General features: G+C 73.9%; 22 protein-coding genes. 19 read left to right on the top strand and 3 right to left on the bottom strand.

Annotated features, from left to right (window positions below; genetic code table 11):
- The first annotated feature begins 5 nt into the window (after positions 1-5).
- The 18 genes from OVA32_RS06350 to nrdR all read left to right on the top strand — a co-directional run bounded on the left by OVA32_RS06350 (position 6) and on the right by nrdR (position 21386).
- Positions 6-1763 carry a Mur ligase family protein gene (locus OVA32_RS06350; RefSeq protein WP_101966016.1) on the top strand — a complete coding sequence of 586 codons (1758 nt, stop codon included), beginning with the start codon at positions 6-8 and terminating at the stop codon, positions 1761-1763.
- Complete coding sequence (locus tag OVA32_RS06355) at positions 1760-3274, top strand: UDP-N-acetylmuramoyl-tripeptide--D-alanyl-D-alanine ligase (protein WP_073116566.1); 1515 nt, start codon at positions 1760-1762, stop codon at positions 3272-3274. The genes OVA32_RS06350 and OVA32_RS06355 overlap by 4 nt, the downstream gene beginning before the upstream one ends.
- On the top strand, positions 3271-4398 hold the full coding sequence (mraY, locus tag OVA32_RS06360; RefSeq protein WP_060973595.1) for a phospho-N-acetylmuramoyl-pentapeptide-transferase: 1128 nt from the start codon (positions 3271-3273) through the stop codon (positions 4396-4398). The genes OVA32_RS06355 and mraY overlap by 4 nt, the downstream gene beginning before the upstream one ends.
- A complete protein-coding gene (gene murD / locus OVA32_RS06365) occupies positions 4395-5990 on the top strand; it encodes a UDP-N-acetylmuramoyl-L-alanine--D-glutamate ligase (RefSeq protein WP_060973594.1) in 1596 nt (531 codons plus the stop codon). Before mraY ends, murD begins: the two co-directional genes overlap by 4 nt.
- Before the next feature lie 44 nt (positions 5991-6034).
- Positions 6035-7327: a putative lipid II flippase FtsW gene (ftsW, locus tag OVA32_RS06370; protein ID WP_044659504.1), complete on the top strand. Its 1293-nt coding sequence runs from the start codon at positions 6035-6037 to the stop codon at positions 7325-7327.
- Positions 7324-8454 (top strand): undecaprenyldiphospho-muramoylpentapeptide beta-N-acetylglucosaminyltransferase, encoded by a 1131-nt coding sequence (gene murG / locus OVA32_RS06375; RefSeq protein ID WP_041102719.1) that lies wholly within the window; start codon positions 7324-7326, stop codon positions 8452-8454. Before ftsW ends, murG begins: the two co-directional genes overlap by 4 nt.
- Entirely contained in the window at positions 8451-9938 is a 1488-nt protein-coding gene (gene murC, locus OVA32_RS06380; RefSeq protein ID WP_185194386.1) for a UDP-N-acetylmuramate--L-alanine ligase, read from the top strand. Before murG ends, murC begins: the two co-directional genes overlap by 4 nt.
- Entirely contained in the window at positions 9935-10720 is a 786-nt protein-coding gene (locus tag OVA32_RS06385) for a cell division protein FtsQ/DivIB (protein WP_245245375.1), read from the top strand. The genes murC and OVA32_RS06385 overlap by 4 nt, the downstream gene beginning before the upstream one ends.
- Positions 10721-11037: 317 nt before the next feature.
- On the top strand, positions 11038-12261 hold the full coding sequence (gene ftsZ, locus OVA32_RS06390) for a cell division protein FtsZ (RefSeq protein ID WP_049146932.1): 1224 nt from the start codon (positions 11038-11040) through the stop codon (positions 12259-12261).
- Positions 12258-13079, top strand: a complete 822-nt coding sequence (locus OVA32_RS06395) for a polyphenol oxidase family protein (RefSeq protein WP_060974345.1) — start codon at positions 12258-12260, stop codon at positions 13077-13079. The genes ftsZ and OVA32_RS06395 overlap by 4 nt, the downstream gene beginning before the upstream one ends.
- Entirely contained in the window at positions 13076-13864 is a 789-nt protein-coding gene (locus OVA32_RS06400; protein WP_144825524.1) for a YggS family pyridoxal phosphate-dependent enzyme, read from the top strand. Before OVA32_RS06395 ends, OVA32_RS06400 begins: the two co-directional genes overlap by 4 nt.
- Before the next feature lie 110 nt (positions 13865-13974).
- Positions 13975-14607: a cell division protein SepF gene (gene sepF, locus OVA32_RS06405; RefSeq protein WP_185194385.1), complete on the top strand. Its 633-nt coding sequence runs from the start codon at positions 13975-13977 to the stop codon at positions 14605-14607.
- A gap of 7 nt (positions 14608-14614) precedes the next feature.
- On the top strand, positions 14615-14911 hold the full coding sequence (locus tag OVA32_RS06410) for a YggT family protein (RefSeq protein ID WP_010078509.1): 297 nt from the start codon (positions 14615-14617) through the stop codon (positions 14909-14911).
- Between the two features lie 139 nt (positions 14912-15050).
- Positions 15051-15650: a DivIVA domain-containing protein gene (locus OVA32_RS06415; protein ID WP_095353833.1), complete on the top strand. Its 600-nt coding sequence runs from the start codon at positions 15051-15053 to the stop codon at positions 15648-15650.
- 56 nt (positions 15651-15706) lie between these two features.
- Complete coding sequence (gene lspA / locus OVA32_RS06420; protein WP_095353834.1) at positions 15707-16177, top strand: signal peptidase II; 471 nt, start codon at positions 15707-15709, stop codon at positions 16175-16177.
- A 4-nt stretch (positions 16178-16181) separates the two neighbouring features.
- Positions 16182-17144 (top strand): RluA family pseudouridine synthase, encoded by a 963-nt coding sequence (locus OVA32_RS06425; protein WP_095353835.1) that lies wholly within the window; start codon positions 16182-16184, stop codon positions 17142-17144.
- 107 nt (positions 17145-17251) lie between these two features.
- A complete protein-coding gene (gene dnaE, locus OVA32_RS06430) occupies positions 17252-20848 on the top strand; it encodes a DNA polymerase III subunit alpha (RefSeq protein WP_049146940.1) in 3597 nt (1198 codons plus the stop codon).
- A gap of 43 nt (positions 20849-20891) precedes the next feature.
- Positions 20892-21386 (top strand): transcriptional regulator NrdR, encoded by a 495-nt coding sequence (gene nrdR, locus OVA32_RS06435; RefSeq protein ID WP_002855838.1) that lies wholly within the window; start codon positions 20892-20894, stop codon positions 21384-21386.
- Positions 21387-21544: 158 nt separating this feature from the next.
- Here the strand turns inward: nrdR and ppgK are convergent, their stop codons facing one another.
- Together ppgK and map are read right to left on the bottom strand one after the other, a co-directional pair.
- Positions 21545-22369, bottom strand: coding sequence for a polyphosphate--glucose phosphotransferase (gene ppgK / locus OVA32_RS06440; RefSeq protein ID WP_036339941.1), 825 nt, complete (start codon positions 22367-22369; stop codon positions 21545-21547).
- A 21-nt stretch (positions 22370-22390) separates the two neighbouring features.
- Positions 22391-23335 carry a type I methionyl aminopeptidase gene (gene map, locus OVA32_RS06445; protein ID WP_041102725.1) on the bottom strand — a complete coding sequence of 315 codons (945 nt, stop codon included), beginning with the start codon at positions 23333-23335 and terminating at the stop codon, positions 22391-22393.
- A gap of 36 nt (positions 23336-23371) precedes the next feature.
- Here map and OVA32_RS06450 point away from each other — a divergent pair, with 36 nt between their 5' ends.
- A complete protein-coding gene (locus OVA32_RS06450) occupies positions 23372-23584 on the top strand; it encodes an SPOR domain-containing protein (RefSeq protein ID WP_036340724.1) in 213 nt (70 codons plus the stop codon).
- Positions 23585-23651: 67 nt separating this feature from the next.
- Here the strand turns inward: OVA32_RS06450 and panB are convergent, their stop codons facing one another.
- The gene (gene panB / locus OVA32_RS06455) at positions 23652-24515 is read right to left on the bottom strand and encodes a 3-methyl-2-oxobutanoate hydroxymethyltransferase (protein ID WP_036383056.1); all 864 of its coding nucleotides are present in this window, start codon (positions 24513-24515) and stop codon (positions 23652-23654) included.
- Positions 24516-24533: the final 18 nt, after the last annotated feature.

Consider the following 24533-nt stretch of genomic DNA (forward strand, 5'->3'; position numbering starts at 1 on the left):
CCCCCATGACCACCCCGAGCGACCCCCCTGCGCCGCTGACCCCGGCCCAGCAGGACGCCGCCTTCCGGCCCTCCCACACCCCCGCCACGCCCTGGCCCGCCCTCGCACAGGCGCTGGCCGAGGCGGGGATCGCGGCCCACGTCCACGGCGCGGCCCCGGCCGACGGCGTCACGGGGGTCAGCCTCGACTCGCGTGTCGTGCGCCCGGGCGACCTCTACGTCGCCGTCCCGGGGGCGCACGCCCACGGTGCCGCGTTCGCGGCCACGGCGCTGGAGGCCGGCGCCGTCGGCGTCCTGACGGACGCGGCGGGCCGCGCGCTCTTGGCGGAGCAGGGCCTGGCCGACGTCCCGGTGCTCGAGGTCGACGCCGTGCGCACCGCCGCCGGCACCGTGGCGGCCCGCGTCTACGGCGGCGGGGGCGACGCCGGCCCGCGCCTGCTCGGCGTGACCGGCACCAACGGCAAGACCACCACGAGCTTCCTCGCCGCCGCCCTGCTCGAGGCCCTGGGGCGCCGGTCGGGCATCGTGGGCACGATCCTGATCCGCGCGGGGGAGCGGGAGGTCCCCTCCACGCTCACCACGCCCGAGGCCACCCAGCTGCACGCCCTCATGGCGCTCATGCGCGAGGAGGAGGTGGACACCGCCGTCATGGAGGTCTCCTCCCACGCCGTGGCGTACCAGCGGATCGCCGGCCTGCGCTACGCGGTGGCCGGGTTCACCAACCTGACCCAGGACCACCTGGACATGCACGGCTCGATGCAGGAGTACTTCGCGGCCAAGGCCGGTCTGTTCGACCCCGCCCGCACCGACCACGCCGTCATCACGCTCGACGGCGGCGAGGGGCCCCGCTGGGGCGTCGCCATGGCCCGGGCCGCCGGCGCTCCCGTCACCACGCTCGCCCTCGGGCCGGCCGCGCCGACGCCGGGCGCCCTGGCCGAACACGACCCCGGCCTCCGGGCGGACTGGGAGGTCGCCGAGCTCGCGCCGGACGGCCTCGGCCATCGCTTCACGCTGCGCCACGCGGCCACGGGCCGGGAGCTGCGGGCCTCCGTCGGTCTGCCGGGCCGCTTCAACGTGGCCAACGCGGCCCTCGCGGTCCTGCTCGTGCTGCACGCCGTGGGGGAGGAGCACCTGGACGCGCTCGCCGCCGTCCTGGACGTGCCCGCGGGCGAGGGCCCTCTGGCCGCCGCCGTCCCGGGACGGATGGAGGTCGTGGGCCGCGAGCCGGACGCCGTCGTCGACTTCGCGCACAACCCGGACGGCATAGTCCAGGCGCTGCGCTCCCTCGCCGACGCCCGGGCGGCGGCCGGGACGCGCGGCCGCACCCTGATCGTGTTCGGCTCCGCCGGTGACCGTGACCGTGACAAGCGGCCCGTGATGGGCGCGATCGCGGCCCGGGCGGCGGATGTGGTGATCGTCACCGACGACACCCCCCACTCGGAGGACCCGGCCCCGATCCGTGCCCACATCCTCGCCGGCGCCCGCGCCGAGGCCGACCGCATCGCGCGGGAGGAGGGCCGCACGGTCGTGATCGAGGAGGTGGCCGACCGTGCCGCGGCCATCCGCCGCGCCGTGGAGCTGGCGGGGCCGCAGGACGGCATCCTCCTGGCCGGCCGCGGGCACGAGACCACGATGGACTACGACGGCGAGCTCGTCCCGCTGGACGATCGGGTGGCCCTCCGCGAGGCCCTGGCAGCCCGTGTCGCGGCGGCCTCCGCCTCGGGCTCCGGCCCCGCCCGCGAGGGTAAGGTCATCGAGTCATGATCGCTCTCACCGCAGCCCAGATCGCCGAGGCCGTGTCCGGCACGCTCTCGGCCACCCTCGACCCCGCCACCGTGCTGGTGCACGTCACCCCCGACTCGCGGGAGGTCACCGCCGAGGGCACGCTCTACGTGGCGAAGCCGGGGGAGCGCGCCGACGGCCACGACTTCATCGACGCCGCGCTGGGCGCCGGCGCCGCCGCTGTGCTCGCCGAGCGCGCCACGCACGCCCCCGACGGCGCCGCGCACCCGGCGATCCTCGTGGAGGACGCCGTGCTCGCGATGGGCGCGCTCGCCCGGGAGGTCGTGCGCCGCGTCCGGGAGCACTCCCCGACCACCGTCATCGGCATCACCGGCTCGGCCGGCAAGACCACCACGAAGGACCTGCTCGCCGCCCTGCTGGCCACCCAGGGCCCCACCGTCGCACCGGTCGGCTCGTACAACGGCGAGGTCGGCGTGCCGCTCACGGTGTTCCGGGCGGAGCTGGACACGCGCTTCCTCGTGGTCGAGATGGGCGCGGACCACGTCGGTAACATCGCGTACCTCTGCGACCTCGTGCGCCCGGACATCGGCGTCGTGCTCATGGTGGGCACCGCCCACGCGGGCAGCTTCGGCGGCGTGGCGAACATCGCACGCACCAAGGGCGAGCTCGTGGAGGCCCTCGGCCCCGACGGCATCGCCGTCCTCAACCTCGACGACGAGCGTGTCGCCGGCATGGCGGCGCGGACCGCCGCCCCGATCACCTGGTTCACCGCGGACGAGCGGGGCGTCGCCCGCGCGGCCGAGGACGTGTCCGCCGGCCGCGCGTCAGGCCTCGTCGCCGCACGGGACGTGCGCGCCGACGACCAGGAGCGCCCCGTCTTCGACCTGCAGGTCGGGACGGATGGGGCCGCCCTGCGGCACCCGGTCGCCTCCGGACTGACCGGCCTGCACCACGTGCACAACGTGCTGGCCGCCGCCGCGGCCGCCCACGCCGCCGGCATGGACCCGGCCGAGATCGCCCGTGGTCTCGACGGGCTCGGGCCCGCCAGCCGCTTCCGGATGGAGCGCACCGACCGCGCGGACGGCGTCACGATCATCAATGACGCGTACAACGCCAACCCCGAGTCCATGCGCGCCGCGCTCCGGACGCTGGCCACCCTCGGCCGCTCCAGCGGCCGCCGCACCTGGGCCGTCCTGGGGGAGATGCTCGAGCTCGGCGATGCCCGCGTCCGTGAGCACACCCTCGTGGGCGAGTCCGTGGTGCGCCTGAACATCGCCCAGCTGCTGGTGGTGGGCGCCGGAGCCCGGCCGCTCTACATCGGCGCCCTCAACGAGGGCAGCTGGGGCGAAGAGGCGCACTTCGTCGACGACGCCGCGCAGGCCGAGGCGTTCCTCACCGAGCACCTGCGCCCCGGCGACCTCGTCCTCGTCAAGTCCTCCAACGGCGTCGGGCTCGCGGCCCTCGGCGAGCGCCTCGCCACGGCCGACGCCGTCGCCGCCCCCTCCGCCTCCCCGAAGGAGTCCCGACCGTGATCGGACTGCTCATCGGCGGCGTGCTCGGCCTGGTCCTCTCGGCCGCCGGCACCCCGCTGTTCATCCGGTTCCTCGTCAAGCGCGGGTACGGCCAGTTCGTCCGCGACGACGGCCCGACCACCCACAAGACAAAGCGCGGCACGCCCACGATGGGCGGCGCGGTCATCATCGGGTCCCTCGTGCTGGCGTATCTGATCACCCACGGGCTGCTCGCGGTGCTCGGCGTCGACTTCGGCGGGCCCACGGCCTCCGGCCTCATCCTCTTGCTGCTCACCGTGGGCATGGCCTTCGTCGGGTTCGTGGACGACTTCACGAAGATCACGAAGCAGCGCTCGCTCGGCCTGACGCCGCGCGGCAAGATCATCCTCCAGGCCCTGATCGGCACCGCCTTCGCCGTCCTCGCCCTGAACTTCCCGGACGAGCGGGGCCTGACCCCCGCCTCGACGGCGATCTCCTTCGCCCGGGACGTCCCGTGGCTCGACCTGGCCTTCGCCGGACCCGCGATCGGCGTCATCCTGTTCGTGATCTGGTCGAACCTCATCACCACCGCCACCACGAACGCCGTGAACCTCACGGACGGCCTCGACGGGCTCGCCACGGGCGCCACCGCCATGATCACGGGCGCCTACGTCCTGATGTCGCTCTTCCAGGCGAGCCAGTCGTGCGCGCTCGAGGGCACACGCGGCTGCTACGAGGTCCGCGACCCCATGGACCTCGCCCTGCTCGCGGCGATCCTCACGGGCAGCCTGCTGGGCTTCCTCTGGTGGAACACCTCCCCGGCCAAGATCTTCATGGGGGACACCGGCTCCCTGGGCCTGGGCGGCGCCCTGGCCGGCTTCGCGATCTTCACGCGCACCGAGATCCTGGTGGCCGTGCTGGCCGGCCTCATGGTCGCGATCACCCTCTCCGTCATCATCCAGGTGGGCTGGTTCAAGGTCTCCGGCGGCAAGCGCGTGTTCCTCATGGCGCCGCTGCAGCACCACTTCGAGCTCAAGGGCTGGGCCGAGGTGACCGTCGTGGTCCGCTTCTGGCTGCTGTCCCTGATGTGCGTCACCGTGGGGCTCGCGATCTTCTACGGCGACTGGCTCATCCGCCAGGGCGGCCTCGCGGGGGTGACCCCGTGACCGGCCCCGCGTCCGACGCCGCGCCCGCACCGGTGCGCCGGCCCCGCGCCGACACCGCCCGCACCGCCGACCTCACGTCCTGGGACGCCCCGGGGTGGGCCGGCCTGCGCGTCGTCGTCACGGGCCTGGGCGTCACCGGCTTCTCCGTGGCCGACACCCTGGCCGAGCTGGGCGCCGCCGTCGTGGTGGTGGACGGCGACGACGGCCCCGAGAACCGGGCGCGCGCCGAGACCCTGCGGATCGTGGGGGTCCGCGAGGTCCTGCTCGACCGGGCGGCCACGCAGGCGCTGCCCGAGGTCGACGGCGCCGCCGCGGACCTCGTCGTGACCTCCCCGGGCTGGCGTCCGGACCAGCCGCTGCTGATGGCCGCCCACGCGGCGGGCCTGCCGATCTGGTCCGACGTCGAGCTGGCCTGGCGGCTGCGCGAGCGCGCCGGCCGGAAGACCGCCGACTGGGTGTGCCTGACGGGCACGAACGGCAAGACGACCACCGTGACGATGGTCGAGGCCATCCTGCGGGCGGACGGCCGTCGGGCGGTGGCCTGCGGCAACGTCGGCACCCCCGTGCTCGACGCGATCCGCGACCCGGAGGGCTTCGACGTGCTCGCCCTCGAGCTCTCCAGCTTCCAGCTGCACTGGACGCACGGACTGGCGCCGGCGTCATCGGCGGTGCTGAACCTGGCCGAGGACCACGTGGACTGGCACGGCTCGATGGACGAGTACGCCGCCGCCAAGGGCAAGGTGTATGCGAACACGCGGGTGGCCTGCGTGTTCAACGAGCAGGACCCGCTGACCCGCACCCTCGTGGAACGCGCGGACGTCCAGGAGGGCTGCCGCGCGATCGGCTTCACCACGGACACCCCGGGCCTGTCCGACATCGGCGTCGTGGACGGGATCCTCGTGGACCGTGCGTTCCTGGACAACCGGCGTCACGAGGCGATCGCCCTGGCCGAGCGCGCCGACCTGGGCCCGGTGGCGCCGCGCCACACCATGGCCAACGCGGCCGCCGCGGCGGCGCTGACCCGGGCCGTCGGGGTGAGCCCCGCGGCCGTGGCCGAGGGCCTGCGCGCCTACGACCGCGGCGAGCACCGCATCCAGCTCGTGGCCACCTCCCGCGACGTCATGTGGGTCAACGACTCCAAGGCGACGAACCCGCACGCCGCGGACGCGTCGCTGGCGGCGTTCAGCTCCGTGGTGTGGCTGGCCGGCGGCCTGCCCAAGGGCGTGACCTATCACGAGCTGGTGGCCGCGCACGCCGACCGGCTCCGCGCGGTGGTGCTCCTGGGCAGGGACACCTCGGCCCTGCGCGCGGCCCTGGCCGCGCACGCCCCCGAGGTCCCCGTCCACGCCCCCCTCACCGCGGCCGACGGCACCGGCCCCGCCGACGGTGCGGCCGTGATGGCCGAGGCGGTGCGCGTGGCCGACGGCCTGGCCCGCCCCGGCGACACCGTGCTCATGGCGCCCGCCGCGGCGTCGATGGACCAGTTCCGCTCCTACGCGGCCCGCGGCGAGGCGTTCATCGAGGCCGTCGCCGGGCTGATGCGCGAGCACGGCTGGGACGTGCACGACGACGCCGCGCCCGACGCCGACTGACCCGCCGCCCACCCGACCGTCTCGCTTCCCCCGTGAGGAGGGCCATGTCCCCGATCGAGCTCCGCCCGGTGCGCTCCGGCGCGGACGACGACGCCCCCGAGCACCGGGAGCGGCTCCTGCGCCGGATGTGGCGGGTCCTCGAGGGTCGCCGCGCCCTCGACCTGTCGGTCCTGCTCATCAGCGGCTGCACCGCCCTGCTCACGGTGCTGGGCCTCGTGATGGTGCTCTCCTCGTCCTCCGTCGAGGCGATCGGCACCGGCGGCGGCTCGTACGCTCTGTTCCTGCGCCAGACCGCCTGGGCGGTGGCGGGCGTGGCGGCCCTGCTCGTGTTCTCGCGCCTGCCGGTGCGCGTCTTCAAGGCGCTCGCCTGGCCGGCGTTCGGCGTGGCCGTGATCCTGCTCGCGCTGGTCGCGTTTTCCCCGCTCGGGGTCACCGTGGGCGGCAATCGCAACTGGCTCGGCATCGGCGGGTTCCGGATGCAGCCCTCCGAGGCCGCCAAGCTCGCCCTGGCCCTGTGGGCGGCGGCGGTCCTGGAGCGCAAGCACCGCCTTGTCACCCAGGTGCGGCACGCGCTGATCCCGGTGCTGCCCGGCGGCCTGTTGCTGCTGGTCCTGGTGATGGCGGGCAGCGACCTCGGGACCGCGATCATCCTCGCGCTCGTGCTGGCCACGGTGCTGTACGTGGCCGGCACCCACTGGGGGGTCTTCCTCACCTTCCTGGCGCTGAGCGTGCTGAGCATCCTGGCCCTGACCCTCCTCGCCCCGCACCGCATGGTCCGGGTGCAGGCCTGGCTGGGGGACTGCTCCGACGCCACCGACCCCTGCTTCCAGCCGGCGCACGGGATGTACGCCCTGGCCTCGGGCGGCTGGTGGGGCGCGGGCCTCGGCCAGTCCCGCCAGAAGTGGAGCTACATCCCGGAGGCCGAGAACGACTTCATCTTCACCATCCTCGGCGAGGAGCTCGGGCTCGTGGGCACGCTGGTGGTGCTGCTGGCCTACCTCGGCCTGGCGATCGGCATCTACCGCGTCGCCGCCGGGACCACGTCCACGTTCATCCGCCTGTCCACGTGGGGGATCCTGGCCTGGCTGGTGGGCCAGGCGTCCGTCAACATCGCGATGGTCTCCGGGATCATCCCCGTGGTGGGCGTCCCGCTGCCCTTCATCTCCTATGGTGGTTCCGCGCTCACCCTGTCCTTGAGCGCGGTCGGCATCGTGCTGGCCTTCGCCCGCCACGAGCGTCGCCGTGCCGCGCAGCCGGACGCCCGCCCGCAGGCGGAGGAGCCGGACACCGACCCCCTCCCCGTGATCCCCACCCCCGTCCTCCAGGAGCCCCGATGACGCAGACCTCTCATCCCTCCGGACCCCTGCGGGTGGTGCTGGCCGGCGGCGGCACCGCCGGCCACATCTCCCCGATGCTCGCGATCGCCCGCGCCCTGGAGGATGACGGCGGCGGCCCCGTCGAGTGCACCATGGTCGGCACCGCCTCCGGCATGGAGACGCGTCTCGTCCCCGAGGCGGGCTACGAGCTCGACCTGATCGACCGGGTCCCGATGCCGCGCCGCCCGTCGATGGACGTCGTCCGCTTCCCGGCCCGCATGCGCGCCGCGGTCGCCACGGCGGCCCGGATCCTGCGGGACCGGCGCGCCGACGTCGTCGTGGGCGTGGGCGGCTACGTCGCCACCCCCGTGTACCTCGCCGCGTTCCGGGCCGGTGTGCCCGTGGTGGTCCACGAGGCCAACGCCCGCCCCGGCCTGGCCAACCGCATCGGCGCCCTGCGGGCCACGCACGTCGGCACCGCCCTGCCGGACACCCGCCTCCGCGGCGCCCGCTGGGTGGGCATGCCGATGCGCCCCGAGATCTCCGGCCTGGACCGGGCGGCCGCCGGCCGTGCCGCCCGTGAGGCCCTCGGCCTCGACCCGGACCGGACCACCGTCGTGGTGACCGGCGGCAGCTCGGGTGCGCTGGCCGTGAACCGCACCGTGCGCGCCGCGCTGGGCGACCTCCTCGACGCCGGTCTGCAGGTCTTCCACCTGACCGGGCGGGACAAGGCCCTCACCGAGGACGACGGCAGCCTCCTGGTCCGGGACGGCTACGTCCAGCGGGAGTACCTGGCGGGCATGGAGCAGGCCTACGCCGCCGCCGACCTGATCGTCGCCCGCTCGGGCGCCGGCACGGTCTGCGAGGTGTCCGCGGTCGGCCTGCCCGCCGTCTACGTCCCCCTGCCCATCGGCAACGGCGAGCAGGCGCTCAACGCCCGCCCCGTGGTGGAGGCGGAGGGTGCGCTGCTCGTCCGCGACGACGCCTTCGGGCGCGCGTGGGTGCAGCGTCAGCTGATCCCGCTGGCGACCGACCCCGAGCGTCTGGCGCGCATGGGGGAGGCGGCCGCCCGCTTCGGCGTCCGGGACGCGGACGTCACCATGGCCGGCCTCGTGCGCTCGGCCGCCCAGGAAGGAGCCCGGCGATGAGCCGCGACGAGAGCACCCGTCCCGCGGCCGAGGGCCGCTTCGCCGACCTGGGCCGCGTGCACCTGCTGGGGATCGGCGGCGTGGGCGTGTCGGGGGTCGCCCGCATCCTCCAGGAGCAGGGCGTCGCGGTGTCCGGCTCCGACGCGAAGGACCTGCCCGTAATGCGCGAGCTCGCCGCGGGCGGCGCCCGGATCACGGTCGGCTACGACGCCGCGCACCTCGGCCGGGACGTCACCACGGTGATCGCCTCCTCGATCGCCGGGCCGGGCAACCCGGAGCACGACGCCGCCGTGGCACGCGGACTGCGCGTGCTGCACCGTTCCGAGGGCCTCGCCCTGGCCATGCGCGGCCACCGGGTGCTGGCCGTCGCCGGCACGCACGGGAAGACCACCACGTCCTCCATGGCCGCCATGGCCTTCTCCGACGCCGGCTGGGACCCCACGTTCGCCGTCGGCGCCGCCGTCGCCGGGCTCGGCACCAACGCCCGGGCGGGCCGGGGCGAGTGGTTCATCGCGGAGGCCGACGAGTCCGACGGCACCCTGGTGAACTACCCGAGCACGATCGGGATCGTCACGACCGTGGAGGCCGACCACCTGGACCACTACGGGACCGAGGAGGCGGTGCACCAGGTCTTCCGGGACTTCGCGGGCGGGCTGCCGGCCGCCGCCCAGGGCGGGGTCCTCGTGGCCTGCCTCGACGACGCCGGCGCGGCGGAGCTCGCCGCGTGGGCCCGTGACAACGCGGCCGCCGACGTCGTGACCTACGGCACGGCGCCCCGCGACGGCGTGGTGCCGGACCTGCTGGTCACCGACCTCGCGGTGGAGCCGGGCGAGACCGGAGTGGGCCAGCGCGCCACGTTCCGGATGGCGGACGGGCCGGAGCGCACCCTGCACCTGCAGGTGCCCGGCCGGCACAACGCGCTGAACGCCGCCGCCGTGGTCCTGGCCGCCGTCCGGGCGGGCATGGCCTTCGAGGCCGCCGTGCGGGGCGTCGAGGCCTTCCGGGGCACGGCCCGCCGATTCGAGTTCCGTGGCGCCGCGCGCGGCGTGCGGGTCTTCGACGACTACGCGCACCATCCCACGGAGGTGGCCGCCGCGGTCTCCGCCGGCCGTGCCGTGGCCGGTGACGCCCGCGTGCACGTCCTGTTCCAGCCCCACCTGTTCTCCCGCACCCGGGACTTCGCCGCCGAGTTCGCCGCCGCCCTCTCCGGGGCGGACGTGGTGCGCGTGCTGCCCGTGTACGCGGCCCGGGAGGAGCCGATGCCCGGCGTCGACTCGTCCCTCATCGCCTCCCGCCTCACCACGGGTGCCGCCGAGGACCGCGTCGTCGCCGAGGACCGCGCCGAGGCGGTGCGCTCGCTCGCGGCGGGCGCCACGGCCGGCGACGTCGTCCTCACGATGGGCGCGGGGGACGTGACCGCCCTGGGCCCGGACCTGCTCGCTGAGCTCGGCCGGGACGCGGCGCTCGGCGTCGCCCACCCGTGAGGCGCGGCCACGGGACGCCGCCGGTCGCACCGGCCGGGGCCGACGCCTCCACCGTCGTCCGGTTCCCGGGGCGCACCGCGCGCCGGCGCCGCGCCACGCGCTGGGGTGTGGCGGCCGCGGTGCTCGCGGTGCTGGGCGCCCTGGGCTGGGTCGTGCTCTTCTCGCCCGTGCTCGCGGTGGACCGCGTCGAGGTCACCGGCACCCGCCATGTCTCCGCCACCGCCGTCCAGGAGCGCCTGGAGCCCGTGTACGGCGTGCCGCTGTCCCGCGTCGGGGCCGGCCGTGTGGGCGAGCTGGTCGGCGGTCTGCCCGGGGTGGCCGAGGTCCAGACCGTGCCCCGCCTGCCCACCGGCCTGGAGGTCGTGGTCCGGGAGCACGAGGCGCGGGCCCGGCGGGACGGTGACGACGGCGCGCAGCTGCTGCTCGCGGACGGCACCGTCCTGACGAGAGTGCCGGAGGAGCGGCTCGAGGGCGAGGACCTCCCCGCGTTCTCGGAGGAGCTGGCGCAGCGGGCACAGGAGGAGCGCGCCGAGGTGGCCGAGGTGCTGGCCGCCCTGCCGGAGCCTGTGGCCGATCGTGTCGAGACCGCCGACTCCCGGGGCCCGGGCCAGGTCTATCTGGCGCTCGAGGGCGGGGTGACCCTGGTCTGGGGCGACGCGCAGGACGCCGGCCTCAAGGGGTCCGTGGCCGAGGCGTTCCTGGCGGACGAGCGGCACGGGTCCGCGGCGGGCGGCGTCGCCGAGATCGACGTCTCCGTTCCCACGCGGCCGATCACGCGCTGAACCGGGGCCACAGGAGTCTCCAGTAGAACGTGAAGGTGAATGTCGGGGCGCCTGGTCTCGTGCGAGTCGGGGTGTCCTCACCGCGGAGGCTCGTCCTTCGAGTCTCACGTGAAAGTTGATGTTGAGGGCGTCTTTTCCGCGTGGACACGCCGTTTTCTTTTGCGCGTGACGCGGGCCTCCCAGTACGGTGGATCCGAACGCGCGCGAGGCTCGCTTCACGCTGTGCTTGAAGGTGTCCACCCCGGGTGGCCGCCGATCACCGGGGCGATGTGCCTCGCGCTGACCTCTCGAGATCTCGAACAAAGGGAACCAACACCGTGGCTGCACCCCAGAACTACCTGGCCGTCATCAAGGTCGTCGGCATCGGCGGCGGCGGCGTGAACGCCGTGAACCGCATGATCGAGGTGGGGCTTCGCGGCGTGGAGTTCATCGCCATCAACACGGACGCCCAGGCGCTGCTGATGTCGGACGCGGACGTGAAGCTGGACGTGGGCCGCGAGCTCACCCGTGGACTCGGCGCGGGCGCGAACCCCGAGGTCGGCCGCCAGGCCGCCGAGGACCACGCGGAGGAGATCGAGGAGGTCCTGCGGGGCGCGGACATGGTGTTCGTGACCGCGGGCGAGGGCGGCGGCACCGGCACCGGCGGAGCGCCCGTCGTGGCCCGCATCGCGCGCTCGCTCGGCGCCCTGACCATCGGCGTCGTGACCCGTCCGTTCACGTTCGAGGGCCGCCGTCGCGCCGGCTCCGCCGAGGCGGGCATCGACGCCCTGCGGGACGAGGTCGACACCCTCATCGTGATCCCGAACGACCGCCTGCTGTCCATCTCGGACCGCAACGTCTCGGTCATGGACGCCTTCCGTCAGGCGGACCAGGTGCTCCTCTCCGGCGTCCAGGGCATCACCGACCTGATCACCACCCCGGGCCTGATCAACCTCGACTTCGCGGACGTGAAGTCCGTGATGCAGGGCGCGGGCTCCGCGCTCATGGGCATCGGCCACGCGCAGGGCGAGGACCGCGCCGTCAAGGCGGCCGAGCTGGCGATCGCCTCGCCGCTGCTCGAGGCCTCCATCGACGGCGCGTACGGCGTGCTGCTCTCCATCCAGGGCGGCTCCGACCTCGGCCTCTTCGAGATCAACGAGGCCGCGCGACTGGTCCAGGAGGTCGCCCACCCGGAGGCCAACATCATCTTCGGCGCGGTCATCGACGACGCCCTCGGCGACGAGGTGCGCGTGACCGTGATCGCCGCGGGCTTCGACAAGGTGGACGTCACCTCCGCCCCGGCCGCCCCGCAGGCCGCGCAGCAGCAGCAGGCGGCCCCGCAGCGGGCCGCGGCCCCCGCGCAGCCGCAGCCCGTCCCCGCCCAGCCGCAGCCGGCCGCCCCGGCCCCGCCGCAGCAGGCCGAGCGCCCCGCCGTGCGCGGCACCGTGCCGCTGGCCCCGCAGGAGCAGCAGCCGCGCCGCCAGCAGGACCTGCCCACCGTGGTGGAGCCGGACCTCGGCGCCGGGTCCTCGGACCTGGACGTCCCGGACTTCCTCAAGTGACGGCCGCGGAGGGGCCGGCCGGGACCACACGGGTCCCCGCCGGCCCCTTCGTGCACCGCGAGACCGTCCGCACCGCGACGGGCGCCGTGCACGTCGCCTGGACCTCCGTGGCCGCCGGCAACCTCGCGCTGCACGTGGTCCCGCCGGACGAGGCCGAGGGGCTCGCTCGCGTCAGCGCCGCCCGTCGCGCCCTGGAGCGCGTGATGGGGGTCCCCGAGGGCGCCACGCTCTATCTGGACCAGGTGCACTCGGCCGACGTCGTGTGGGCGGACGGGCCCGGGCGCGGCGGTGCCCCGGCCCCCGTGGCCGACGCCGCCGTGAGCCGCGACGGGTCCCGGCCGCTGGCCGTCATGGTGGCCGACTGCCTCCCCGTGGTCCTCGTCGACGAGACGACCGGCGCGACCGCCGTGGCCCACGCCGGGCGACGCGGGCTGCTGGAGGGCGTCCTGGAGGCGACCGTCGATCGGCTGCTCTCCCTGCGTCCGGAGGCCGACCGAGCCGGTCCCGGCCTGCGCGCCTGGATCGGCCCCGGCGTGTGCGGCCGCTGCTACGAGGTGCCCGCGGCCATGCGCGACGACGCCGCCGCCCGCCTCCCGGCGACCGCCGCCACCACGTCCTGGGGCACCCCCGCCCTCGACCTGCCCGCCGGCGCCGCGGAGGTCCTCCGTGCCCGCGGGGTGGCCGCCGCGACGATCGACGTGTGCACGCGGGAGGACGAGCGCCTGTTCTCGCACCGTCGGGCGCCCGGTGAGGGCCGGTTCGCCGGCCTCGTCTGGCGCGCCGACCCCGACGCCACCACCCCGAGAGGAGACGCATGACCGCCCCCGCCACCGCCGGGCCGACCCCGACGGACCCCCGCGCCCGGGAGATCGCCGACGCGCTCGCCGCGGTGCACTCCCGCATCGCCGACGCCGCGCGGGACGCCGGGCGCGAGGCGGAGCCCGCGCTCGTCGTCGTGACCAAGACCCACCCCGCCGAGGACGTCGTGCGCCTCGCCGCGCTCGGCGTGACCGACGTGGGGGAGAACCGCGACCAGGAGGCCCGGCCCAAGGCCGAGGCCGTCGCCGCGGCCCTGGGGGCGGACGCCCCGCGCTGGCACTTCGTGGGCCAGCTGCAGACCAACAAGGCCAAGTACGTGGTGCGCTACGCGTCCGTGGTGGAGTCGGTGGACCGACCCGAACTGGCCGAGGCGCTCTCGCGGGCGCTCGTGCTGCGGCGCGAGCGCGAGCCCGAGGCCGCGATCCCCGACCTGGAGTGCCTCGTGCAGGTGGACGTCGACGACCGCGCCGACGAGGACCGTCCCGAGGGGATCGGTCCGCGCGGCGGCGCCCGCCCCGAGGACGTCGCCGCCCTCGCGGCCGTCGTCGCCGGCCTGCCGGGCCTGCGGCTGGGCGGGCTGATGTGCGTGGCACCGCGCGGCCTGGACCCGGAGGAGGCGTTCCGCCGGCTCGCCGCTCTCGGCGCGCGCGTGCGGCAGACGCATCCGGAGGCCACCGCGCTGTCCATGGGGATGAGCGCGGACCTCGAGGCGGCCGTGCGCGCCGGGGCGACACAGGTGCGCATCGGCTCCGACGTTCTGGGGGCCCGGGACGCGGTGGGCTAACGTTGACCCCGCGCGTCCCGGCGGGACGCGACAGGACCGTGCGGACGCATGCGCACCGACGACGAACGACGGCGGCCCCCGGGGCCGGAGGACGTGGTGAAGGAAGACTCATGGCTGGTGCCCTGAAGAAGACGATGATCTACCTCGGCCTGGCCGACGGCGACGAGTACGACGAGCAGCCCCGTGCCACCGAGCGGGAGACCGCGCCCCGACACGAGGTCGTCGAGGCGCGCCGCCCCGCGGAGCCGGACACCGACCCCCTCATGGAGGACGTCCGCCCGACTGCGGTCCGCGATCCCGAGCCGGCCGAGCGGCCGGAGCCCGTGACCCCGTCCGGCTCCACCGCGGCCGATCCCGCCGAACCCCGGCGTCCGGCGCGTCCCGAGCCGGCCGACCCGGGCTACCGGGCCCCGGTGACCCCCATCAAGCGAGCCGCAGCGTCGTCTGCCGAAGGAGCCTCCGTGCACACCCTGTCCACCGTCCACCCCCGCTCCTACAACGACGCGAAGGCGATCGGCGAGGCCTTCCGCTCCGGCGTCCCCGTGATCATGAACGTGACCGACCTCGGTGAGAACGAGGCCAAGCGCCTCGTGGACTTCGCGGCCGGCCTCGTCTTCGGCCTGCACGGCTCGATCTCCCGCATCACCAGCAAGGTGTTCCTGCTGACCCCGGCCACCGTGGACGTCGTCGGCGCCGAGCAGGGCGAGTCCGGCGCGGCCGACTCCCCGTTCGACGGCGACTGAGGCGCCCATGCAGCTGCTCCTCGCCCTCGCCTACATCGCCCTGACGGTGGTGCTCGCGGCGCTGACCGTGCGGATCGTCCTGGACGTCACGCAGTCGTTCGCCCGCCACTGGCGCCCCACCGGGGCGGCCCTCGTGCTGGCCAGCGGCGTGTACGGGGCCACCGACCCGTTGCTGCGCCCCGTGCGTCGTGCCGTGCCGCCGGTGAACCTGGGCGGCATCGGCCTGGACGTGGCCTTCCTCATCGTGTTCCTCGGCGTCGTCCTGCTGCGGGTCCTGGTGCTGAGCCTGGCCGGCGTGGCCTGACCCGCGGCCCGGGGCGGCTGTCGGCCCCGGTGGTAGTCTTCGCGGCAGGATCGGCGCCGCCCCTCACCGGCGCGCCGACCGCCGACGCGCCGGGCCGCCCGGCCGTCCCCGAGCACCGAGCAGAGAGCGAGACGGTTCCATGGCGCTGTCCTGGGAAGACGTGGTCAACAAGCAGTTCCAGCCCACGAAGTTCCGCGAGGGCTACGACCAGACCGAGGTGGATGACTTCCTCGACGAGATCGTGGCGGAGTTCAAGCGCCTGATCGCCCTCAACGAGCAGCTCGAGTCCGAGAACGCGGAGCTGCGCGCCGGCGGCGCCGCCCCGGCCGCCGGCCCCGCTGCGGACACCCCGCAGGCCGCCGCGACCCCGGCCTCCGCCGAGGAGTCGGCCCCGGCCGCCGCCCCCGAGTCCGCCGACGCGGCCGCGACCTCCGCCGCCGGCGTCCTGGCCATGGCCCAGCGGCTGCACGACGAGCACGTCGCCGCGGGCGAGCAGCGCAGCACCGAGCTCGTCGCCGAGGCCGAGGCCACCGCGGCCCGGCTCGTCAGCGACGCCGAGGAGCAGAAGGCCCGCACCCTCGAAGCCCTGGCCGAGGAGAAGGCCGGTCTGGAGGGCGAGGTCGAACAGCTGCGCAGCTTCGAGACCGACTACCGCAGCCGCCTCACCTCCTACATCGAGGGCCAGCTGCGGGAGATCCGCGCCCAGAAGCGCGTCGAGCCCCCCGCACCCACGGCGTGAGCCGAGCCGTCGACGCCGCGCCGGCCCCGCGATCCCCTCGCGCGGGCCGGCGAGCCGTGCTCACCGCCCTCATCGTGGCGGTGCTGGCCTACGCCCTCGACCAGCTGACCAAGTACGCGGTCGAGAGCACGATGCAGCTGGGGGACTCCGTCACGGTGATCCCCGGGGTGCTGCGCTGGCACTACATCCTGAACCCGGGCGCGGCCTTCTCCATCGGCGAGGACCACACCTGGGTGTTCACCATCATCCAAGCCGTGGTGGCGGTCGCCGCCCTCGTCGGGATCGCCCGCGTGCGCTCGACGCCGTGGGCCCTGGCGCTGGGCGGGCTCGCCGGCGGCGTGCTCGGCAACCTCACGGACCGGCTGTTCCGGCCCCCGGCGTTCGGGCGCGGCCACGTGGTCGACATGATCTCCGTGCCGCACTTCGCGATCTTCAACGTGGCGGACTCGTTCATCGTCTGCTCCGTCATCGGCGTCGCCCTGCTCGTGATGACCGGCCGCCGCCTGGACGGCACACGGGAGGCGTGAGGACATGGGCATGAGACCGGGACTGACCGAGCGGCTCGAGGTCACCGAGGCCGCGGCGGGCCGGAGGGTCGACGCGGTGCTCGCCGACGCGTTCGGCGTCTCCCGCTCGCTGCTGGCGGACTGGTTCTCCCGGGGCCTGGTGCGGGCCGAGTCGCGCTCCGGCCGCCGGGACCGCGTCCTGGCCAAGTCCGCGAAGGCCGTGGCGGGGGAGACCCTCGCCGTCGACGTCCCCGACGACCCCGACCCCCTGGAAGTGAGGGCAGAGCGCGTGGACGCGCTGAGCATCCTGTACGAGGACGAGGACCTGGTGGCCGTGGACAAGCCCACCGGCGTGGCCGCGCACCCCTCGCCGGGCTGGGTCGGGCCCACCGTGGTGGGCGCCCTGGCCGCCCTCGGCTACGACATCACCACCTCGGGCGCCCCTGAGCGCCAGGGGATCGTGCACCGGCTCGACGTCGGCACCACCGGGGTCATGGTCGTGGCCAAGACCGAGCGCGCCTACACGGCCATGAAGGACCAGTTCCGCGAGCGCGTGCCGGAGAAGGTCTACCACGCCGTGGTCCAGGGCATCCCGGACCCGCTGAGCGGCACCGTGGACGCGCCCATCGGGCGGCATCCCGGCCACCACTGGAAGTTCGCGGTGCTCGAGGACGGCCGGCCGTCCGTGACCCACTACGAGACGCTCGAGGTGTTCGGCCGGGCCACCCTGCTCGAGGTCCACCTGGAGACCGGGCGCACCCACCAGATCCGCGTGCACACCTCGGCGCTGCGCCACCCGTGCGTCGGCGACCTCACGTACGGGGCGGATCCGCGCCTGGCGGCCGAGCTCGGGCTGACCCGCCAGTGGCTGCACGCCCACCGCCTGGCGTTCCCGCACCCGGTCACGGGGGAGCCGGTGACGATCACCTCCCCGTATCCGGACGACCTCGCCCACGCCCTGGCGGCGCTGCGCGGCGACGAGGACTGAGCCTGCACCGTCGATGTGACCCCCGTCCCGGTCCGGCCCCGCCGCCCGGGCACCACGAGTAGGCTGGTGCGGCCCTGCCGTCCTCCCCGTCGAAAGGCCCACCCCGCATGACCGTGTCCGCCGACGCCCGCCCCGACGCCGTGAAGGACGGCGGCTTCGTCCACCTGCACACGCACACCGAGTACTCCATGCTCGACGGCGCCGCGAAGCTGGACGACCTGTTCGCCGAGGCTCAGCGGCTGGGCATGGACTCGCTGGCCATCACGGACCACGGCTACCTCTTCGGCGCCTACGACTTCTGGTCCAAGGCGAAGGCGGCGGGCGTCAAGCCGATCATCGGGCTCGAGGCCTACGTGGCCCCCGGGCAGCAGCACCGCACGGACAAGGAGAAGACCCGCTGGGGCGAGCCCCACCAGCGGGGGGACGACGTGTCCGGCGGCGGTGCGTACACGCACATGACGCTGCTGAGCGAGACCACCGAGGGGATGCACAACCTGTTCCGGATGGGCTCGATCGCCTCGCTGGACTCGGTGTACGCCAAGTGGCCGCGGCTGGACCGGGAGCTGCTGAGCCAGTACTCGAAGGGCCTGATCGCCACCACGGGCTGCCCCTCCGGCGAGGTGCAGACGCGCCTGCGCCTGGGCCAGTACCGGGAGGCGATGCAGGCGGCCTCGGACTTCCGGGACATCTTCGGCAAGGACAACTACTACTGCGAGATCATGCACCACGGCCTCGACATCGAGCGCCGGGTGATGACGGACCTGCGCCGGCTCGCCAAGGACCTGGGCCTGCCGTTCGTGGCCACGAACGACCTGCACTACACCCACGAGCACGACGCCAAGGCGCACGAGGCGCTGCTGGCCCTGCAGTCGGGCTCGAAGCTCAACGAGCCCAGCTACGACCAGGGCGGCTCCCGCTTCGCGTTCTCCGGCACCGAGTACTACCTGAAGTCCCCGCGGCAGATGCGCGAGCTCTTCGCGGAGCTGCCCGAGGCCTGCGACAACACGCTGCTCATCGCCGAGCGGTGCGAGGTCGAGTTCGACACGAAGGCCAACTACATGCCGGTCTTCCCCACGCCGGAGGGCGAGGACGAGACCAGCTGGCTCATCAAGGAGGTCGCCTCCGGTCTGGCCTACCGCTACCCGGACGGCGTGCCGGACCACGTGCGCAAGCAGGCGGACTACGAGCTGGACGTCATCATCTCGATGGGCTTCCCCGGGTACTTCCTCGTCGTGGCCGACTTCATCAACTGGGCCAAGGAGAACGGCATCCGGGTGGGCCCGGGCCGTGGCTCGGGCGCCGGATCGATGGTGGCGTACGCGCTGCGCATCACGGACCTGGACCCGCTCAAGCACGGGCTGATCTTCGAGCGGTTCCTCAACCCGGACCGCGTGTCCATGCCCGACTTCGACGTCGACTTCGACGACCGCCGTCGCTCCGAGGTGATCGACTACGTCACCCGCAAGTACGGCGACGAGCGCGTCACCATGATCGTCACGTACGGCACCATCAAGACCAAGCAGGCCCTGAAGGACTCGGCCCGCGTGATGGACCAGCCGTTCTCGATGGGCGAGTCCCTCACCAAGGCGCTGCCGCCGGCGGTGATGGCCAAGGACATCCCGCTCAAGGACATCGAGGACCCCGCGGCCCCGCGCTACGGGGAGGCCGCGCCCTTCCGCGAGCTGATCGCCACGGACCCGGTGGCGAAGGAGGTCTTCGAGACCGCCAAGGGTCTCGAGGGTCTGAAGCGGCAGTGGGGCGTGCACGCGGCCGGCGTGATCATGTCCTCGGTGCCGGTGATCGACGTCATCCCGATCATGCGTCGTCTCCAGGACGGCCAGGTCATCACCCAGTTCGACTACCCGATGGCGGAGTCCCTGGGCCTGATCAAGATGGACTTCCTGGGGCTGCGCAACCTCACGATCATCTCGGACGCGCTCGAGAACGTGAAGGCGAACCAGGGCGTGGACCTGGACCTGGAGACCCTCGACGTGGACGACCCGGCGGCCTACGAGCTGCTGGCCCGCGGCGACACCCTCGGCGTGTTCCAGCTCGACGGCGGCCCCATGCGCTCGCTGCTGAAGATGATGCGCCCGGACAACTTCGAGGACATCTCGGCGACCATCGCCCTGTACCGCCCCGGCCCCATGGGCGCGAACTCGCACACCAACTACGCGCTGCGCAAGAACGGGCAGCAGGAGATCACCCCGATCCACCCGGAGCTGGAGGAGCCGCTGCGGGAGATCCTGGACACCACCTACGGCCTGATCGTGTATCAGGAGCAGGTCATGGCGATCGCCCAGAAGGTGGCGGGCTACTCGCTCGGCCAGGCCGACATCCTGCGCCGCGCGATGGGCAAGAAGAAGAAGTCGGAGCTGGACAAGCAGTACGAGGCGTTCCACCAGGGCATGCTGGACCGCGGCTACTCGGAGGCCGCGGTGAAGGCCCTGTGGGACATCCTGCTGCCCTTCTCGGACTACGCGTTCAACAAGGCGCACTCGGCCGCCTACGGCCTGGTCTCCTACTGGACGGCCTACCTCAAGGCGCACTACCCGGCGGAGTACATGGCGGCGCTGCTCACCTCGGTGGGCGACGACAAGGACAAGCTGGCCATGTACCTCAACGAGTGCCGCCACATGGGCATCACGGTGCTGCCCCCGGACGTGAACGAGTCCCACCTGACCTTCACCCCCGTCGGCCGGGACATCCGCTTCGGCATGGGCGCCGTCCGCAACGTGGGCGCCAACGTGGTCAAGGGCATGGTCCAGGCGCGCGAGGACAAGGGCTCGTACACGGGCTTCGGCGACTTCCTGGCGAAGGTGCCGCTCGTGGTGTGCAACAAGCGCACCATCGAGTCCATGATCAAGGCCGGCGCCTTCGACTCCCTCGGCTACGCCCGCCGCGCCCTGCTGGCCGTGCACGAGGAGGCCGTGGACGCCACCGTGGCGCAGAAGCGCAAGGAGGATCACGGCGAGTTCACCTTCGACCTGTTCGCGCTCGGCGGCGGCGACGAGGACGACTCCGACGCCGCGGACGGCGTCGCCGTCCCGGACCTGCCGGAGTGGGCGAAGAAGGAGAAGCTCGCGTTCGAGCGCGAGATGCTGGGCCTGTACGTGTCCGACCATCCGCTGCAGGGCCTCGACGGCGTCCTGGCCCAGCACGCCGACGTCCAGATCACCCGCGTGCTCGACGACGACGGGCCCGCCGACGGCGCGATCGTCACCATCGCGGGCCTGATCACCACGCTCGAGCGCCGCATCGCCAAGTCCTCGGGCAACGCGTACGCGCGCTGCGAGATCGAGGACCTCGGCGGCTCGATGGACGTCATGTTCTTCGGCCAGGTGTATGCGCCCATCGCGATGATGCTGGCCGAGGACCTCGTCGTCGCCGTCAAGGGCAGGGTGCAGCGCCGGGACGACGGGTCGGTGTCCCTGTCGGCGATGGAGCTGACCATCCCGGAGCTCTCGGACGGCCCCGGCGGCCCCGTGCGGATCACGCTGCCCGCGTTCAAGGCCACGGAGCAGGTCATGGGCCAGCTGGCGGACGTGCTGCGCACCCACGAGGGCTCCTCGGAGGTGCGGCTGTCCCTGGTGGGCCAGCGTGCCACGCAGGAGTTCCAGCTGGGCCCGCAGTTCCGGGTGAGCCCGAACCCGGCGCTGTTCGGGGACCTCAAGATCCTGCTGGGTCCGGCCTGCCTCGGCTGAGCGGACGTAGCATGGGAGTGCCCCGCCCAGGAGGAGAGAGCTGATGCACTGCCCGTTCTGCCGTCATGAGGACTCGCGCGTGGTGGATTCACGCTCCCTCGACGACGGCTCCGCCATCCGTCGGCGTCGGCAGTGTCAGGCCTGCGGGAAGCGGTTCACCACCATGGAGACCACCGCCCTGACCGTCGTCAAGCGCTCCGGGGTGGCGGAGCCGTTCGACCGCTCCAAGGTGATCAACGGCGTCCGGAAGGCGTGCCAGGGGCGGCCGGTGACGAGCGACGACCTGGCCATGCTCGCCCAGGAGGTCGAGGAGACGGTCCGTGCCACGGGCAACGCCGAGGTGGACGCCCACGACGTCGGCCTGGCCATCCTCGATCCGCTGCGCCGTCTCGACCAGGTGGCCTTCCTGCGCTTCGCCTCCGTCTACCGGGACTTCGAGTCCCTCGACGACTTCGAGGAGGCCATCGCCGAGCTCCGGGCCGGTGACGGGGACGACCGCGGCCGTCCCGCCGTGCAGCCGCGGCTGTTCACCCGCTGACCTGGGCCGATGCGACGGCGCGGCCGGGATCGACGCTGCAGTGGTGCGCACGGCCTCCAGGCGCTACAGTGATCCCCGGGTCGACCTCGGTCGGCCCGGCAAGACTGCCGAGGGCGGTTCCGGAGGGGAAGCCGGAACCGCCCTCGGTGTCTGCGCCCTCAGTTGCCGTCGGCGAGCGAGCCGTGCGCGGCCAGGGCGGCGCCCACGATGCCCGCGTTGTTCTGCAGCTGGGCCGGGACGATCGGGGTGCGCAGGCGCAGCAGCGGCAGGTAGTCGTCCGGCCGCTTGGAGATGCCGCCGCCGACGATGAACAGGTCGGGCGAGAAGATCCGCTCCACGTGGGAGAAGAAGCGCTGCAGTCGCTCGGCGTACTCGGCCCAGCTGAGCTGATCGCGCTCCCGGGCCTTCGCGGAGGCCCGCGACTCGGCCATCACGCCGTCGAGCTCCAGGGAGCCGACCTCGAAGTTCGGGACGAGCACGCCGTCGTGGATCATCGCGCCGCCGATGCCGGTGCCGAGGGTGATCACGTGCACCAGGCCGCGCACGCCCCGCCCGGCCCCGTAGCGGGCCTCCGCGAGGCCGGCCGCGTCGGCGTCGTTGACCACGGTCACGGGGCGGCGCAGGTGCTCCTCGAACCTGCCGCGCAGGTCCGTGCCGATCCACGAGTGGTCGATGTTGTTCGCGGACAGGCACACCCCGTCCTTGACGATCGAGGGGAAGCACACACCCAGCGGGGCGGAGGGCTTCGGCGCCTTCTCGCGCCCGTCGAGCTCGGCGGTGATGGCCGCCAGGGTCGCCGCCACGGGCTCGGGCATGGCCGGCTGCGGCGTGGGGATGCGGAAGCGGTCCCCGCGCAGGGTGCCCGCCTTCGGCCCCGACCCGAGGCGGACCAGGCCGCCCTTCATGCCGGTCCCCCCGACGTCGATGCCGATCGTCGTGGGGTATTTGGAGGAGCGCTGGGCGGTGCTGGTGTGCGTCGTCACGGCCCCCAGCTTAGTGCCGGGTCACGGCAGCGTGAGAATCTCCGCGCCGTCGTCCGTGACCACGATCGTGTGCTCGAACTGCGCGGTGCGACGGCGGTCGCGGGTCACCACGGTCCAGCCGTCGTCCCACTGGTCCCACTCGATCGTGCCGAGGGTGAGCATCGGCTCGATGGTGAACACCATGCCGCGCACGAGCAGGCGGTCGTGGGCCGGGGCCGCGTCGTAGTGGGGGATCACGAGGCCGGAGTGGAAGTCCACGCCCACGCCGTGGCCGATGAAGTCGCGCACCACGCCGTAGCCGAAGCGCTTGGCGTAGGACTCGATGGCGCGGCCGATCACGTTGACCTGACGGCCGGGCTTCACGGCGCGGATGCCGCGGCGCAGGGCCTCCTCGGTGCGCTCGACGAGCAGCCGGGACTCCTCGTCCACGTCGCCGACCAGGTAGGTGCGGTTGTGGTCCCCGTGGACGCCGTCCAGGTACGCGGTGATGTCCAGGTTGACGATGTCCCCGTCCTCCAGGACGGTGCCGTCCGGGATGCCGTGGCAGATGACCTCGTTGATCGAGGTGCAGATGGACCGCGGGAAGCCGCGGTAGCCCAGGCAGGACGGGTAGGCGCCGCGCTCCACGAGGAAGGCGTGCGCGATCCGGTCCAGCTCGTCCGTGGTGACGCCCGGGCGGATGTGGGCGGCGGTGTGCTCCATGGCCTGCGCGGCCAGGCGGCCGGCGGCGCGGATCCGCTCGATGCCGGCGGCGTCGTAGACGTCCGAGGCGTTGCCCTCGTCCGGGGTGGCCTTGCCGACGTACTCGGGGCGCGGGATCGCGGCCGGCACGGGCGGGGCGGGGGACGGGGCCCCGGGCGTCAGAGTGCCGACGGGGGCGAGCGACCCGGGCTCCGGTGCGGTGGGGCCCGCGGGGCGGGGACCGTTGTGGCTGGACGGGACGGCGGGGTTCTGACGCTGGGACATGTCCTCCAGCCTATCGGCCCGGCTATTGTGGCCCCCATGACCGAGACGAGCGAGTTCTGGTACAACGTCAACACGCATCAGGTGGAGGTGGGCGCCCAGTCGGACTGGTCCCAGCTGCTGGGCCCGTTCGGCACCCGTGAGGAGGCCCAGGCCGCGATGGACCGCGTGCGGGCGAACAACGAGGCCGCCGACGCGGAGGACGCGCGCGACGACGACTGGGACAGCCGTCCCGTCGACGACGCCTCCTGACCGCGGCGCCGGACGACACCGGGCCCCCGTCCCTCGGACGGGGGCCCGGTCGTCGCACGGGGCGGGTTCAGCCCTCGAAGCCGTGCTCCGGGGCCGGGAACGCGCCGTCGAGCACGTCCGCGCGATAGGCCCGGACCGCGTCGCCCACGACCTCGTGCAGGCGGGCGTACTGACGGACGAACCGGGGCACCCGTCCCTCGCGCAGGCCGAGCATGTCCTGCCACACGAGCACCTGGCCCGTGGTGCCCGGGCCCGCGCCGATGCCCACGGTGGGCACCCGCAGCGCGGCGTCGACGGCGGCGGCGACGTCCGAGGGGACCATCTCCATCAGGACGGCGAACGCCCCCGCGGCCTCGAGGGCCCGGGCCGACGCCGTCATCCGCTCGGCCGCCCCCGCGCCGCGGCCCTGCACCCGGTAGCCGCCGAGCACGTGCTCGGACTGCGGGGTGAAGCCGATGTGGGCCATGACCGCGACGCCGGCTGCCGTCATCGCGGCCACGTGCTCGGCGAAGCGCTCGTCGCCCTCCACCTTGACGGCGTGCGCGCCGGACTCCTTCACGAGGCGCACGGCCGATTCGACGGCCTGCCGCGGGGAGGCCTCGTACGAGCCGAAGGGCAGGTCCGCGACCACGAGGGCACGCTCGGCACCGCGCACCACGGCCTGGGTGAACAGGATCATCTGGTCCAGGGTGACCGGCAGGGTGGTGGGATGGCCCAGCACGGTGTTGCCCACCGAGTCGCCCACGAGCAGCACCTCGACGCCGGCCTCGTCGAACAGGGCCGCCGTCATCGCGTCGTAGGTGGTGAGCATCGCGAAGCGCCGGCCCTCGTCCTTGGCCCGCTGCAGGTGGACCGTCCGGTACCGGGACGGGGCGGGCGGCCCGTAGGGGGCGGTGTCGTCAGGCTGCCGGGGGGACTGGGGAGCAGACATGGGCCGGAGTCTACGCGG

The organism is Micrococcus sp. SL257 (genome assembly GCF_026625585.1).
Classification (GTDB): Bacteria; Actinomycetota; Actinomycetes; order Actinomycetales; family Micrococcaceae; genus Micrococcus; species Micrococcus luteus.

Excerpts from the sequence above, each read along its gene's own strand:
- OVA32_RS06355 (WP_073116566.1), top strand. The coding sequence starts at position 1,760 with ATGATCGCTCTCACCGCAGCCCAGATCGCCGAGGCCGTGTCCGGCACG.
- murG (WP_041102719.1), top strand. The coding sequence starts at position 7,324 with ATGACGCAGACCTCTCATCCCTCCGGACCCCTGCGGGTGGTGCTGGCC.
- OVA32_RS06415 (WP_095353833.1), top strand. The coding sequence starts at position 15,051 with ATGGCGCTGTCCTGGGAAGACGTGGTCAACAAGCAGTTCCAGCCCACG.
- murC (WP_185194386.1), top strand. The coding sequence starts at position 8,451 with ATGAGCCGCGACGAGAGCACCCGTCCCGCGGCCGAGGGCCGCTTCGCC.
- ftsW (WP_044659504.1), top strand. The coding sequence starts at position 6,035 with ATGTCCCCGATCGAGCTCCGCCCGGTGCGCTCCGGCGCGGACGACGAC.
- OVA32_RS06400 (WP_144825524.1), top strand. The coding sequence starts at position 13,076 with ATGACCGCCCCCGCCACCGCCGGGCCGACCCCGACGGACCCCCGCGCC.
- dnaE (WP_049146940.1), top strand. The coding sequence starts at position 17,252 with ATGACCGTGTCCGCCGACGCCCGCCCCGACGCCGTGAAGGACGGCGGC.
- OVA32_RS06350 (WP_101966016.1), top strand. The coding sequence starts at position 6 with ATGACCACCCCGAGCGACCCCCCTGCGCCGCTGACCCCGGCCCAGCAG.
- nrdR (WP_002855838.1), top strand. The coding sequence starts at position 20,892 with ATGCACTGCCCGTTCTGCCGTCATGAGGACTCGCGCGTGGTGGATTCA.
- map (WP_041102725.1), bottom strand. The coding sequence starts at position 23,335 with ATGTCCCAGCGTCAGAACCCCGCCGTCCCGTCCAGCCACAACGGTCCC.
- OVA32_RS06425 (WP_095353835.1), top strand. The coding sequence starts at position 16,182 with ATGGGCATGAGACCGGGACTGACCGAGCGGCTCGAGGTCACCGAGGCC.
- panB (WP_036383056.1), bottom strand. The coding sequence starts at position 24,515 with ATGTCTGCTCCCCAGTCCCCCCGGCAGCCTGACGACACCGCCCCCTAC.
- OVA32_RS06410 (WP_010078509.1), top strand. The coding sequence starts at position 14,615 with ATGCAGCTGCTCCTCGCCCTCGCCTACATCGCCCTGACGGTGGTGCTC.
- sepF (WP_185194385.1), top strand. The coding sequence starts at position 13,975 with ATGGCTGGTGCCCTGAAGAAGACGATGATCTACCTCGGCCTGGCCGAC.
- OVA32_RS06450 (WP_036340724.1), top strand. The coding sequence starts at position 23,372 with ATGACCGAGACGAGCGAGTTCTGGTACAACGTCAACACGCATCAGGTG.